This window comes from Geodermatophilus chilensis (genome assembly GCF_002802985.1).
GTDB classification, from domain to species: Bacteria; Actinomycetota; Actinomycetes; order Mycobacteriales; family Geodermatophilaceae; genus Geodermatophilus; species Geodermatophilus chilensis.
On the sequence record NZ_NVPT01000041.1, the window covers coordinates 1 to 12,256 of the forward strand.

Sequence of the window (12,256 nt, forward strand, 5' to 3'; positions counted from 1 at the left end):
CAAGTGTGATCAGTAGCGACCTACTAGTGTGATATAGCAGACGTAAATAAGTAAGTTATGCTGATATGAAGCTACACTTCTTGTTGTATCCTCTCCTCATTCTTGATGCTTCATTGTCATTTTTTTTTTTCAATCTTACTACGGCATACACGCTCTAGTCCGGTCTCGTTGCCTCGTCGATGTGTATAAGATACAGGCCTCCTCCTCGCCGCGGCCGCCCGCCGCGCCGAGGAGGAGGCCGCCGCCGCGGCCGCCGCGGCCCGCGCCGCCGCCCGCAGTCAGAACTCCGGGTCCGGGAGCAGCGCCACGCCCAGCTCGAGCAACTCCGGTGGCTCCGGTCCCTACGTCAAGCCGACCTCCGGCCGCACCTCCAGCTGCTACGGCTTGCGCTGGGGCGCCCTGCACGGCGGCGTGGACATCGCCGGCCCCATCGGGACGCTGATCTACGCGGCGCACTCCGGCGTCGTCGCGCGGGCGGGGACGGCCACCGGCTTCGGCTACGCCGTCTACATCCGCGGCGACGACGGCGCGGTCACCGTGTACGGCCACGTCAACGACTACTTCGTCCGCGCCGGCGAGCGGGTCGTGGCCGGCGAGCTCATCGCGGAGGTCGGCAACCGGGGCCAGTCGACCGGTCCGCACCTGCACTTCGAGGTGCACCCCTCCGGTGCCATGTACGGCGGCCAGACCGACCCGGTGCCGTGGCTGCGCGCCCGCGGCGTGTCCATCAGCGGCTGCTCGTAGGTGGCCTTCTGCGCGGCGACCTCGTCGTAGGCGGCGCGCTGGGCGGCCAGCTGCTGGTCGGCGGTGGCCTTGGCGGCGGCCGCGGCGGCCTCGGCCTCGGCCGTCCGGTCGCGGGCCGCGCGGGCCGCGGAGTCGGCGTTGGCCTGCCGCACCTGGGCGACCTCGAGCTGGCCGAGGACGTCGAGGTGGTTGGCGGAGACGTAGTCGAGCATCGCGGCCCGCTGGATCAGGTCGGCGGGCCCCTCGGCGTCGAGCAGGGCGGCGGCGGTGGAGAGGGTGTTGCCGCTCATGTAGCTGTCGCGCGAGAACCCCGCGATGCGTGCGGTGGCGGCCGCCACGGCCTCGGTGGCGGCCTGCAGCTCCGCCGCCGTCCGCTCCGCCTCGGCCTGCGCCTGCAGCAGGGCCTCCTCGGCGGCGAGGTAGGCCGCACCGGCGGCCTCGGCCTGGACGGCGTAGCCCTCGAGCTGGGACTGGGCCTGGGCGACCAGCGCGCCGATCCGGCCGACCTCGGCCGCGGCGGCCTCCTGCGCCGACTGGGCCTGCCCGATCTGCTCGTCGCTGGGGTTCGGCGGCGGCGGCGTGGGAGCGGCGCCGGCGGGAGCGGCCCCGGTCAGCACCACCGTGCCCGCCACGACGCCGGCCACCAGGCTGCGCACGATCCGGGCGCACGAGCGGTCCGCCGGGACCGCGGCGGTCCCGGACGTGCGCCGGCGAGGACGGCTGTGCAGCATGTCGCTCCCTGGGAAGAGGTGCACGGGGGGCGACCGCAGCGTGACAAAGCCACAGCGGTCTCGGGAGTTCCCACGCGGCACGGCCGACACACCGGGCACACGGGGCACCTGCCCCACTCCTGTCACATCTGTTCTCGTCACCCGGACGGGTGACCTTGAGAGTTAACCGCGACATTTCTCGTCGCGCGGTCGCGCCGGGTCGGTGGTGAGCTCCGCCGGCTCGGCACCGCCGGCCACCGGGCGGGCCAGCTCCCCGGCGCGGACCTCGCCCTTCGCCTGGTCGCCGAGGCCGCGCCCGCGGCCGAGCAGGGGGAACCGGTCGACGAGCGGGTGGGCATCGTGCGGGTCGCGCGTGACGAACACCACACCCACGCCGCGGTCGCGCGCCATCGACCGCAGCGGGTCATCGCCAGGTCCTGGTGGACCGTCGCGATCCCGGCGTCGAGGGCGTCGGGCGGGGCGGAGGACCCCACCGGCGTCCCGTCGAACAGCAGCTGCCCGCGGTCGGGCCGGTGCACGCCGGCGAACACCGTGCCTCCCTCCTCCCGGGCCGACCGTGCCGGACACCCGGTCGGGCGGGCCGCGCGGTCCTAGGCTCGTCGCCGTGGACGTACTCGGCTCCGGTCACGAACAGGTCGTCTTCTGCTCCGACCCGGCCTCCGGGCTGCGGGCGGTGATCGCGATCCACTCCACCGCGCTGGGGCCGGCACTCGGTGGCACCCGCTTCCACCCCTACGCCAGCGAGGACGACGCGGTCGCCGACGCCCTCGCCCTGTCGCGGGCGATGTCCTACAAGAACAGCCTGGCCGGCCTGGACCTCGGCGGCGGCAAGGCGGTCATCATCGGCGACCCGCACACCGACAAGACCGAGGCGCTGCTGCGTGCCTACGGCCGGTTCGTGGAGTCGCTGGGCGGGCGCTACCTGACCGCCTGCGACGTCGGCACCTACAACGCCGACCTCGACGTCGTCGCCCGGGAGACCCGCTTCGCGCACGGCCGGTCCCTGGCCTACGGCGGGTGCGGGGACTCCTCGGTGCTCACCGCGTACGGCGTCTTCCAGGGGATGCGGGCCGCCGCCCAGCACCGCTGGGGCAAGCCGTCGCTGGCCGGGCGCACCGTCGGGGTCGCCGGCGTGGGCAAGGTGGGCAGCTGGCTGGTCGACCGCCTGGTCGAGGACGGCGCCGACGTGGTGGTCACCGACGTCGACGCCGGCGCGGTCGAGCGGGTGCTGGCCCGCCACCCCGCCGTCGACGCCGTCGCCGACACCGCGACCCTGGTGCGGACGCCGACCGACGTGTACGCCCCCTGCGCGCTGGGCCGGGCGCTGGACGACGAGACGGTCGCGGTGCTCGAGGCCGAGATCGTCTGCGGCGGGGCCAACAACCAGCTCGCGCGCGAGGGCATCGCCGCCGAGCTCATGCGCCGCGGGATCCTCTACGCGCCGGACTACCTGGTGAACGCCGGCGGGGTGATCCAGGTCGAGGACGAGCGGCACGGCTTGTCTGGGGTACTGCCCCTGAGCGGCAAGCCCGGCTTCAGCTTCGAGCGCGCCAAGGAGAAGACGGAACGCATCTTCGACACCACCCTGCGGGTGCTTCAGGTGGCCGAGGAGCAAGGCGTCTCCCCTGCGGTGGCCGCCGACCGGATGGCCGAGGAGCGGATGGCTGACGTCGGCCGGCTCCGGGTCATCCGACTGTCGCGTGACTGGTGAGCGGGCGCCTTGACACAGACGTTCCGCGGACGCTCACGCCGCTCCGCTCGCGGTCGACTTCGACCGGGGAACAGCGTGGTGACGCTGCCCCTCAGGGCCACGTCACAGGACTCGGATCCACTGGGACAGTTGACCCGAGCGCCATCGCGGTCAGGCCGGGCGGCAGCGATCTCCAGTCCCGGACTCGGCGGTCCCCGGCGTGGCTGTGGGGGGCCGGTCGAGGGCGGCGAGCGCGGTGTCAGGATGCTGCCCGCTCCGGCGGTGGCCTGGGCGATCGCGTGGGTCTGCGGGGATGGCGCCGGTGGTGGCGATCTCGTCGGCGATGTCCCTGAGCTTGCGGTTGGTGCTCGAGGAGATGCTGGCGAGCACGGCGAAGGCCTGCTCGGGCGTGAGCTTGTACCGCTCCATGAGGATGCCCTTGGCCTGACCGATCCGGTCGCGGCTGCGCAGCGCCGCCTCCAGATGCTCCTCGCGTTCGGCGGCGGCCAGCGCAAGCGCGGCGTGGACAGCGAAGATCCGCGCGATGGCCTCGGAGCCCGCGTCGAAGGCGTGCGGGGTGCTGGCGTAGAGGTTCAGCGCGCCGAGCGTCGTGTCCGCGGTGTGGTGGAGCCGCACCGTCAACATGCTGCCCACCCCCCGCTCGCCGGCGGCGGCCGCGAAGCGGGGCCAGCGAGCCTCGGTGGCCATGTCCGGGGCGCGCACCGTCTCGCGCTCGCGGATCGCCGAGTAGCACGGGCCCTCGCCGAGCTGGTCTTGCAGCGTGTCCAGGGCCGTGGGGTGCTCCCCGGTGGGCGCCCGGGCCTCGATCCGAGAGCGGTCGACCACGAAGCTGATGCCGGCGTCCTCGGCGCCGGGCACGGCCTCCACGGCGGCGGCGGTGATCGCCTCCAGCGTCGTCTCCACCGGCGGGTGCCGCTTGGTGCGCAGCTGGGCTGCGACGTCACACATGACCTGGGCGAGATCGGCCATCAGGCACCTCCGACGCCCCCGCTTTCATTGACGACGAGCCTATGGTGCCAGGCTCGACCTTCAGGCGCAATAGGCCTTGCTGCAAGGGCTATTGCTGAATTAGCTGTTGCTGCAGTGGGCATTGCAGCAACAGGCCTTGCGGCGCGAGGTATCCTGGAGCGCAGACACCCAGCAGAGGCGTCGCCCCGGACCGACAGGAGACACAGTGCGGCGGCCAGACACCTCGGAGGATCCGGCGATGACGGCGCTGGAGGAGGTGTGTGCCACCGCACGGCAGATGATCGCCAATGCCGAGCAGATCCTCGAGCGCGCGGCCTACATCCGGGAGCAGCGAGCAGCCGGCGCCTCCTACCGGGAGATCGTGCCGGCCGAGCCGGGCCCGCTGATCGTGGAATTGATCAGCGACAGCCTGTCCCAGCTCGCCGACGCCGGAAGCCGCTGGCGACGCGCCGAGGCCCGTGCCCTGCACGGTGAGGGCCTGACCATGGACATGATTGCCCGACTGTTCGGCGTCACCCGCCAGCGCGTCTCCTCTCTGCTCAAGGGTCCCCTCGACCGCTGATGGGGCACGGCAGCCGAAGGCTGCCATCGGCGCTGCCGGCACAGGTCGAGAGAATCCTGCGCGAACGCCGACATGCTGATCCGAGGCCCAGTCCGGGCGGCGGTGGAGTGGTGTGGAGCGGGATGCCCGGGGCTACCGTATGAGGCAGGTCGCCGGGGCAGGCGCCGTTCCCTCCGGCGGCCGAGGTTCCACTGGTTGAACAGCGGCCAGTGGGGCCGTCTCGTCCGCGAACTGCTCCGTCGAACTCCGGCGCAACGGCCGGAGCAGTTGATGACCACGCGTTCTCGCCGCAGTGTCCAAGGGGATGCTGTCCACGCACACATCTCGTCCGACCGGTGCGGTAGCCCACGGTTCAGGTCGCTCCGGGGTACGTGCATCCCCGTGGTGCCGCCGGAGCAGATCCGGCCCGTGCGCTGACGACGCAGCCACTGCCCCCGCCCAGATGCCGCTCCGGCCACGTCCTGGAACAGGCCCCGGTGCCGAGACAGCAGGGGCGGTCGCCGCCGTGAGCGCGCCGACGGCCTCTTCCCCGCCGTGGCCGCCGACCGGCTGGCCGAGGAGCGCATGGCGTCGGTCGGCCGGCTGGCGCAGATCCGCCTGCCTCGCTGAAGAAGGACCCCGTCCTCCCCACCCCTCGCAAGCTCGGGGCGGTGCCCTGAACGGGGCCGTATGCCGGTCGCCGATCCGTGTCGTAAGCTCGGTCGAGACAGAGACACTCAGTCGGGGTCGCCACGCGGGCCGTCCAGCCCGGAGCCGGGCTCCCGTACTCCGTAACGAGGGGGTCGAGCCGATGGGGCGCGGCCGAGCGAAGGCCAAGCAGACTCGCGTGGCCCGTGAGCTCAAGTACAGCTCACCGAACACCGACCTCTCCGCGCTTCAGCGGGAGCTGGCCGGTTCACCGACGTCGTCGTACACCGCCCCGTCCCGGGCGAGCGCCGACGACGACGAGGACGACGAGTACACCGACCGTTGGGCGGACGACGACTCGGACGACGACTGGGCGGCCACTCGTTGACCGCCTGACCGGCGCCCACTGACACGACGACACCGCGGCTCCCCCCGGAGAGCTGCGGTGTCGTCGTACGCCTGGGCTGCCTCCGCTGAGGGGCGTGCGGCTCCCCTGCCGGCGCCGGCTGCGGAGGACCCCGGGCTCCGGCGCCGGGTACGGACTCCGTGTCCCCAGCAGTCGGGGCCGAAGGCGGGGCCCCCTCGTGGGGCCTGTCCGACCCCGCCACCGGTCAGCGGTAGGCGCCGACCAGTCGCGCGGCGTCCGCGCCCGTGCGGGCACCCACGGTGCCGGCGATCCAGGCGGGCACCCCGCGCTCGGCCAGGACGGCCACCACGTCGTCGGCGACGTCCGGGGCGACCGCGGCGACCATGCCGACGCCGCAGTTGAACGCCCGCTCGGACTCCGCCCGCGGCACACCGTGCTCCTCGAGCAGCGCGACCGCGGCCGGCAACGCCCAGGTGCCGCGGTCGAGCACGGCCTCCAGCCCGTCGGGGACGACGCGGGCGGTGTTGCCGGCCAGCCCACCGCCGGTGATGTGCGCGTAGGCGTGCACACGCTCGACGCCGAAGCGCTGCACCAGCGCCAGGCAGTCCAGCGCGTAGATGCGGGTCGGCTCGAGCAGCACCTCGCCGAGCGGGCGGTCCAGCCCGGCGGGGGTGGCGGTCAGGTCGAGCCCGGCCGCGGCGACGACGCGGCGCACCAGCGAGTAGCCGTTGGAGTGGAAGCCGGACGACGCCATCGCGACGACCGCGTCGCCGTCCCGGACCCGATCGGGCCCCAGCACCGCGTCGGCCTCCACGACCCCCACGGCGGTGGCGGCCAGGTCGTAGTCGTCGGGCGCCATGAGGTCGCCGTGCTCGGCGGTCTCCCCGCCGACGAGTGCGGCGCCGGCCAGCGTGCACCCGGTGGCGATGCCAGTGACGATCGCGGCGATCCGCTCGGGGACGACCCGCCCGCACGCGACGTAGTCCTGCAGGAACAGCGGCTCGGCCCCGCAGGCGACCAGGTCGTCGACGACCATCGCGACCAGGTCGATGCCGACGGTGTCGTGCCGGTCCAGTTGGCGGGCGAGGGCGATCTTGGTGCCGACGCCGTCGGTGGAGGAGGCCAGCAGCGGCTTCCGGTACCGCGCCGTGTCCAGCGCGAACAGCCCGGCGAAGCCGCCGAGTCCGCCGACGACCTCCGGGCGGTTGGTCTTCTCGACCGCCGTCCGCATGAGGGTGACGGCCCGCTCGCCGGCGTCGATGTCGACGCCGGAGGCGGCGTAGGTGAACCGGTCGCTCACGGGCGGGTCAGCGCGTCGTCCGCACCACCGGGCACGGAGGCGCTGCCGGCCTGCTGGCCGGTCCAGCCGGTGACCGCGCGGTCCTGGTCGACCCGGCGGCTGATGCCCTCGAGCAGGTGCTTGCCGAGCAGCTCGCTCTCCGCCAGCGGGATGGGGTACTCGCCGGTGAAGCAGGCGGTGCACAGCCGGTTCACCGGCTGCTCGGTGGCCGCGATCAGGCCCTGCTCGGAGACGTAGCCCAGTGAGTCGGCGTTGATCGAGGCGCGCACGCCGTCGACGTCCAGGCCGTTGGCGATCAGCTCGGCGCGGCTGGCGAAGTCGATGCCGTAGAAGCACGGCCACTTCACCGGCGGCGAGGAGATCCGCACGTGCACCTCGAGCGCGCCGGCCTCGCGCAGCATCCGGATCAGCGCCCGCTGGGTGTTGCCGCGCACGATCGAGTCGTCGACGACGACCAGCCGCTTGCCGCGGATGACGTCGCGCAGCGGGTTGAGCTTGAGCCGGATGCCCAGCTGCCGGATGGTCTGGCTGGGCTGGATGAAGGTCCGCCCGACGTAGGAGTTCTTCACCAGGCCGATGCCGTAGGGGATGCCCGAGGCCTCGGCGTAGCCGACGGCGGCCGGGGTGCCCGACTCGGGCACGGAGATGACCAGGTCGGCGTCGGCCGGGTGCTCCTTGGCCAGCCGGCGGCCGATCTCGACGCGGGCGGCGTGCACGCCGCGGCCGCTGATCGTCGTGTCCGGGCGGGCGAGGTAGACGTACTCGAACACGCAGCCCTTTGGCTCGGCCGGGGCGAAGTGCTGGCTGCGCAGGCCGTTCTCGTCGATGGCGATCAGCTCGCCGGGCTCCACCTCGCGGACGACGGAGGCGCCGACGATGTCGAGGGCCGCCGTCTCGCTGGCGACCACCCAGCCGCGCTCGAGCCGGCCGAGCACCAGCGGGCGCACGCCCTGCGGGTCCCGGGCGGCGTACAGGGTGTTCTCGTCCATGAAGGTGAAGCTGAAGGCGCCGCGCAGCTGGCGCAGCACCTCCATGGCAGCGGCCTCGACCGAGAGGTCCTGGCGGGCGGCGATCAGCGCCGTGACCAGGTCGGAGTCGGTGGTGGAGGCGAAGGCGCCGGGCACACCGGCGTCGGCGGCGCGGCTGGCCAGCTCGGCGGTGTTGACCAGGTTCCCGTTGTGACACAGCGCCAGCCCGGTGCCGGCCTCCGTCGTCCGGAAGGTCGGCTGGGCGTTCTCCCACGTGGAGGCGCCGGTCGTGGAGTAGCGGGTGTGCCCGACGGCGAGGTGGCCGCGCAGGCTGCCCAGGGTCGCCTCGTCGAAGACCTGGCTGACCAGCCCGAGGTCCTTGTAGACGACGACCGAGGCGCCATCGGAGACGGCGATGCCCGCCGCCTCCTGGCCGCGGTGCTGCAGGGCGTAGAGACCGAAGTAAGTCAGCTTGGCGACCTCCTCCCCCGGCGCCCAGACACCGAAGACGCCACAGGCGTCCTGGGGTCCGGGGGACTGGGGGTCGAGGTCGTGCGTCAGCCGTCCGTCACCGCGAGGCACTCGTCGAGGGTACCGGCGTCGCGCGGGTGCGCCCCGCCCGGCGGGGTGGTCCTGACCACCCCGCCGGACCGGATCCGCTGATCAGCCGCTCACTGCACATGGCTGATCTCGGCCGAGATCGTCGTGTCGTCGCCGTGGCCGGTCCTGACGACGGTGTCGCCGTGCAGCGTGAGCAGCCGCGACCGGATCGAGTTGAGGATGGTCGGGTGGTCGCTGTAGGAGCGCCCGGTCGCCCCGGGGCCGCCGCAGAACAGCGTGTCGCCGGTGAACACGGTGGCCAGGTCCGGCGCGTGCAGGCAGGTGCTGCCCGGTGAGTGGCCGGGGGTGTGCAGCGCGGTCAGCGTCGTCCCGGCCACGGTGAACCGGGTGCCCTCGGCCAGGTCCTCCTCGGGCGCGGTGTCGGGGTGGACGACGTCCCACAGCATCCGGTCGGCGGGGTGGAACCAGATCGGCGCACCGGTCGCCTCCCGGAGATCGACGGCGGCGGTGATGTGGTCGTTGTGCCCGTGGGTGAGCACGATCGCGGTCACCCGGCGCCCGCCGACCGCCTCGACGATGGAGGCGGCGTCGTGCGGGGCGTCGATGACGAGCACCTCGTCGTCGTCCCCGACCAGCCAGACGTTGTTCTCGACGTCGAAGTCCTGGCCGTCGAGGCTGAAGACGCCGGAGACGACGGCCTTGTCGATCCGCGCGGCCATCAGAAGACGACCACGCTGCGCAGCACCTCGCCGTGGTGCATCTTCTCGAAGGCGCTCTCGACGTCGTCGATGCCGATGGTCTCGCTGACGAAGTCCTCCAGCGGGAAGCGGCCCTGGCGGTAGAGGTCGACGAGCATCGGGAAGTCGCGGCTGGGCAGGCAGTCGCCGTACCAGCTCGACTTGACCGCCCCGCCGCGGCCGAAGACCTCGATCAGCGGCAGGGTGATGGTCATCTCCGGGGTGGGGACGCCGACGAGCACGACCCGGCCGGCCAGGTCACGGGCGTAGAAGGCCTGCTCGAACACCGCCGGGTGGCCGACGGCGTCGATCGCGACGTCCACGCCGAAACCGTTGGTGTGGCCCTTGATCGCCTCCACCGCGTCGGTGGCCTTGCTGTTGACGGTGTGGGTGGCGCCGAATCGCCGGGCCCACTCCAGCTTCCGGTCGTCGATGTCGACGGCGATGATCGTGGTCGCGCCGGCCAGCTTGGCGCCGGCGATCGCGGCGTTCCCGACGCCGCCGCAGCCGAACACCGCCACGCTCTCGCCGCGCTGCACGCCGCCGGTGTTGATCGCCGCACCCACGCCGGCCATCACGCCGCAGCCGAGCAGGCCGGCGGCGGTGGCGGGCGCCTGCGGGTCGACCTTGGTGCACTGGCCGGAGTGCACGAGGGTCTTCTCCACGAACGCGCCGATGCCCAGCGCCGCCGACAGCTCGGTGCCGTCGGCCAGGGTCATCTTCTGCGCGGCGTTGTGGGTGTTGAAGCAGTACTGCAGCTCGCCCTTGAGGCAGGCGCGGCACTGGCCGCACACCGCCCGCCAGTTCAGGACGACGAAGTCGCCCACGGCGACGTTGGTGACGCCCTCACCCACGGCGGCCACGGTGCCGGCGGCCTCGTGGCCGAGCAGGAACGGGTAGTCGTCGTTGATGCCGCCCTCCCGGTAGTGCAGGTCGGTGTGGCACACCCCGCACGCCTGGATGTCCACCACCGCCTCACCGGGACCGGGGTCGGGGACGATCACCGTCTCGACCGTGACCGGGGCTCCCTTGCTGCGGGCGACGACGCCCTTCACCTCGTACGGCATGGGCGGAGCCTATGCCGCGGGAGCGGGAGCAGCCCAGGGTCGGCAGGCGCGTGATCGGATCGTCCAATTGACAACGATCTGGTTTCGACCTGACAGGACTCGACTCCCGGGTTTCGCGGTACATACAGGTGCGACGTAGCGTTCCCGCGGGTCCGTGACGTGTGGCACAGACCCTTTCCGGCGGGGGATCCCCCCGACCGATGTCCTCCGGAGGTCCGTCCCGTGGCAGTACCGAGTTTCCTGGCCAGAGATCGCATCGTGGCCCGTCCCGGCTTCAACCGCTGGTTGATCCCACCCGCGGCGCTCGCCGTACACCTGAGCATCGGCCAGGCGTACGCGACGAGCGTCTACAAGACCGCACTCGTCGAGCACTTCGACACCAACCTGACCGCGATCGGGATCATCTTCTCGATCGCGATCGTCATGCTCGGCGTCTCCGCCGCCCTCTTCGGCACCTGGGTGGACCGCAACGGTCCCCGGGCGGCGATGTTCACCTCTGCGGTCTTCTGGGTCTCCGGCTTCCTGGTCGGAGGCCTGGGCATCCAGACCGGCCAGCTGTGGCTGCTGTACCTGGGCTACGGCGTCCTGGGCGGCATCGGCCTGGGCATCGGCTACATCTCGCCGGTGTCCACGCTGATCAAGTGGTTCCCGGACCGCCCGGGCCTGGCCACCGGCATGGCGATCATGGGCTTCGGTGGCGGTGCGCTCATCGCCTCGCCGCTGTCGCGCCAGCTGATGAACTACTACGACCCCGCGTACGACGGCACGGCCGGCACCGTGCCCAACGGCGAGGCCGTCGCGGCGCTGTTCTTCACCCTGGCCGCGATCTACCTGCTCTTCATGATGTTCGGCGCCTTCATCATCCGGGTGCCGGCCGACGACTGGCGTCCCGACGGCTTCGACCCGGCCTCGGTCAAGAAGAAGGCCCTGGTCACCACCGAGAGCGTCTCGGCGAACAACGCCATCAAGACGCCGCAGTTCTGGCTGCTGTGGACGGTGCTCTTCTGCAACGTCACCGCGGGCATCGGCATCCTCGAGCAGGCCGCGCCGATGATCCAGGACTTCTTCCGCAACGGGGAGACCTCCACGGTCGCCGCCGCCACCGCCGCCGGCTTCGTCGGTCTGCTCTCGCTGTTCAACATGGCCGGCCGGTTCGTGTGGTCCTCGACCTCGGACTTCATCGGCCGCAAGCCGATCTACATGGTGTACCTGGGCGTCGGCATGGTCCTGTACGTCATCCTGGCCACCCTCGGCAGCACGGCGACCTGGGTCTTCGTGCTGACCGCCGCCATCATCATCAGCTTCTACGGCGGTGGGTTCGCCACGGTCCCGGCCTACCTGCGTGACCTCTTCGGCACCTACCAGGTGGGCGCCATCCACGGCCGGCTGCTGACCGCGTGGTCGGCCGCCGGTGTGGCCGGGCCGCTGATCATCAACGGCGTCCTGGACACCCAGGGCACCCCCGGTCAGCTGGTGGCGGCGAACTACCGCCCGGCGCTGTTCATCATGGTCGGCCTCCTGGCGGTCGGCTTCATCGCCAACCTGCTGATCAAGCCGGTGGCCGCGAAGTGGTACGAGCCCAAGGCCACGACCCCCGCCACCGCCCGCGCCGACAACGAGAGGAGCGCCGTCCGATGAGCCACACCGTCACCGGCAACCAGCAGCCCACGCACACCCCGGTGGGCCTGATCGCCTTCGCCTGGACCCTGGTGGGCGTGCCGCTCGCCTACGGGCTCTACAACACGGTCAAGGCCGCCAGCGCCCTGTTCGGCGGCTGAGCCCCGCACCACCCCACACAGCGCCCCCGTCCGGATCTCCGGGCGGGGGCGCTGTGCTCTGTCACTGTCGTCCTACCGGACGACACCGCGGCCAGGTGCCGTCCCCCTGGTGTGCTGAGCCGCCCCCGTGTCCC

General features: G+C 72.2%; 12 protein-coding genes. 6 read left to right on the forward strand and 6 right to left on the reverse strand.

The annotated features are described in order from the left end of the window. The first annotated feature begins 411 nt into the window (after positions 1-411). On the forward strand, positions 412-744 hold the full coding sequence (locus tag CNO22_RS28960; protein WP_232806913.1) for a M23 family metallopeptidase: 333 nt from the start codon (positions 412-414) through the stop codon (positions 742-744). Between the two features lie 893 nt (positions 745-1,637). Here the strand turns inward: CNO22_RS28960 and CNO22_RS09080 are convergent. After that, positions 1,638-1,865 carry a hypothetical protein gene (locus CNO22_RS09080; RefSeq protein ID WP_100499058.1) on the reverse strand — a complete coding sequence of 76 codons (228 nt, stop codon included), beginning with the start codon at positions 1,863-1,865 and terminating at the stop codon, positions 1,638-1,640. Positions 1,866-2,079: 214 nt separating this feature from the next. On the opposite strand from CNO22_RS09080, the gene CNO22_RS09085 reads away from it, so the two are divergent. Next, the gene (locus CNO22_RS09085) at positions 2,080-3,186 is read left to right on the forward strand and encodes a Glu/Leu/Phe/Val family dehydrogenase (RefSeq protein ID WP_100499059.1); all 1,107 of its coding nucleotides are present in this window, start codon (positions 2,080-2,082) and stop codon (positions 3,184-3,186) included. A gap of 150 nt (positions 3,187-3,336) precedes the next feature. Here the strand turns inward: CNO22_RS09085 and CNO22_RS09090 are convergent, their stop codons facing one another. After that, entirely contained in the window at positions 3,337-4,155 is an 819-nt protein-coding gene (locus tag CNO22_RS09090; protein ID WP_100499060.1) for a GAF and ANTAR domain-containing protein, read from the reverse strand. A gap of 238 nt (positions 4,156-4,393) precedes the next feature. Here CNO22_RS09090 and CNO22_RS09095 point away from each other — a divergent pair, with 238 nt between their 5' ends. Both CNO22_RS09095 and CNO22_RS09100 read left to right on the forward strand, forming a co-directional pair. Beyond that, positions 4,394-4,717: a hypothetical protein gene (locus tag CNO22_RS09095; protein ID WP_100499061.1), complete on the forward strand. Its 324-nt coding sequence runs from the start codon at positions 4,394-4,396 to the stop codon at positions 4,715-4,717. Between the two features lie 790 nt (positions 4,718-5,507). Further along, positions 5,508-5,732 (forward strand): DUF3073 domain-containing protein, encoded by a 225-nt coding sequence (locus tag CNO22_RS09100; RefSeq protein ID WP_100499062.1) that lies wholly within the window; start codon positions 5,508-5,510, stop codon positions 5,730-5,732. A gap of 223 nt (positions 5,733-5,955) precedes the next feature. Here the strand turns inward: CNO22_RS09100 and purM are convergent, their stop codons facing one another. The 4 genes from purM to CNO22_RS09120 form a co-directional block, all read right to left on the reverse strand. After that, entirely contained in the window at positions 5,956-7,011 is a 1,056-nt protein-coding gene (purM, locus tag CNO22_RS09105) for a phosphoribosylformylglycinamidine cyclo-ligase (RefSeq protein ID WP_100499063.1), read from the reverse strand. Further along, positions 7,008-8,561, reverse strand: coding sequence for an amidophosphoribosyltransferase (gene purF / locus CNO22_RS09110; protein WP_100499064.1), 1,554 nt, complete (start codon positions 8,559-8,561; stop codon positions 7,008-7,010). The genes purM and purF overlap by 4 nt, the downstream gene beginning before the upstream one ends. Before the next feature lie 89 nt (positions 8,562-8,650). Then, on the reverse strand, positions 8,651-9,259 hold the full coding sequence (locus CNO22_RS09115; protein ID WP_100499065.1) for an MBL fold metallo-hydrolase: 609 nt from the start codon (positions 9,257-9,259) through the stop codon (positions 8,651-8,653). Further along, positions 9,259-10,344: an S-(hydroxymethyl)mycothiol dehydrogenase gene (locus tag CNO22_RS09120; protein WP_100499066.1), complete on the reverse strand. Its 1,086-nt coding sequence runs from the start codon at positions 10,342-10,344 to the stop codon at positions 9,259-9,261. The genes CNO22_RS09115 and CNO22_RS09120 overlap by 1 nt, the downstream gene beginning before the upstream one ends. Positions 10,345-10,566: 222 nt before the next feature. On the opposite strand from CNO22_RS09120, the gene CNO22_RS09125 reads away from it, so the two are divergent. Both CNO22_RS09125 and CNO22_RS28225 read left to right on the forward strand, forming a co-directional pair. Continuing rightward, on the forward strand, positions 10,567-11,982 hold the full coding sequence (locus CNO22_RS09125) for an OFA family MFS transporter (protein WP_100499067.1): 1,416 nt from the start codon (positions 10,567-10,569) through the stop codon (positions 11,980-11,982). Beyond that, on the forward strand, positions 11,979-12,122 hold the full coding sequence (locus CNO22_RS28225; RefSeq protein ID WP_198588201.1) for an MFS transporter small subunit: 144 nt from the start codon (positions 11,979-11,981) through the stop codon (positions 12,120-12,122). The genes CNO22_RS09125 and CNO22_RS28225 overlap by 4 nt, the downstream gene beginning before the upstream one ends. The last annotated feature ends 134 nt before the right edge of the window (positions 12,123-12,256 follow it).

What these genes read in the sequence shown, in the direction of transcription:
- CNO22_RS09080 (WP_100499058.1), bottom strand. Translation starts at nt 1,865, where the DNA reads ATGGCGCGCGACCGCGGCGTGGGTGTGGTGTTCGTCACGCGCGACCCG.
- CNO22_RS09090 (WP_100499060.1), bottom strand. Translation starts at nt 4,155, where the DNA reads ATGGCCGATCTCGCCCAGGTCATGTGTGACGTCGCAGCCCAGCTGCGC.
- CNO22_RS09095 (WP_100499061.1), top strand. Translation starts at nt 4,394, where the DNA reads ATGACGGCGCTGGAGGAGGTGTGTGCCACCGCACGGCAGATGATCGCC.
- CNO22_RS09100 (WP_100499062.1), top strand. Translation starts at nt 5,508, where the DNA reads ATGGGGCGCGGCCGAGCGAAGGCCAAGCAGACTCGCGTGGCCCGTGAG.
- CNO22_RS09115 (WP_100499065.1), bottom strand. Translation starts at nt 9,259, where the DNA reads ATGGCCGCGCGGATCGACAAGGCCGTCGTCTCCGGCGTCTTCAGCCTC.
- CNO22_RS09120 (WP_100499066.1), bottom strand. Translation starts at nt 10,344, where the DNA reads ATGCCGTACGAGGTGAAGGGCGTCGTCGCCCGCAGCAAGGGAGCCCCG.
- CNO22_RS28225 (WP_198588201.1), top strand. Translation starts at nt 11,979, where the DNA reads ATGAGCCACACCGTCACCGGCAACCAGCAGCCCACGCACACCCCGGTG.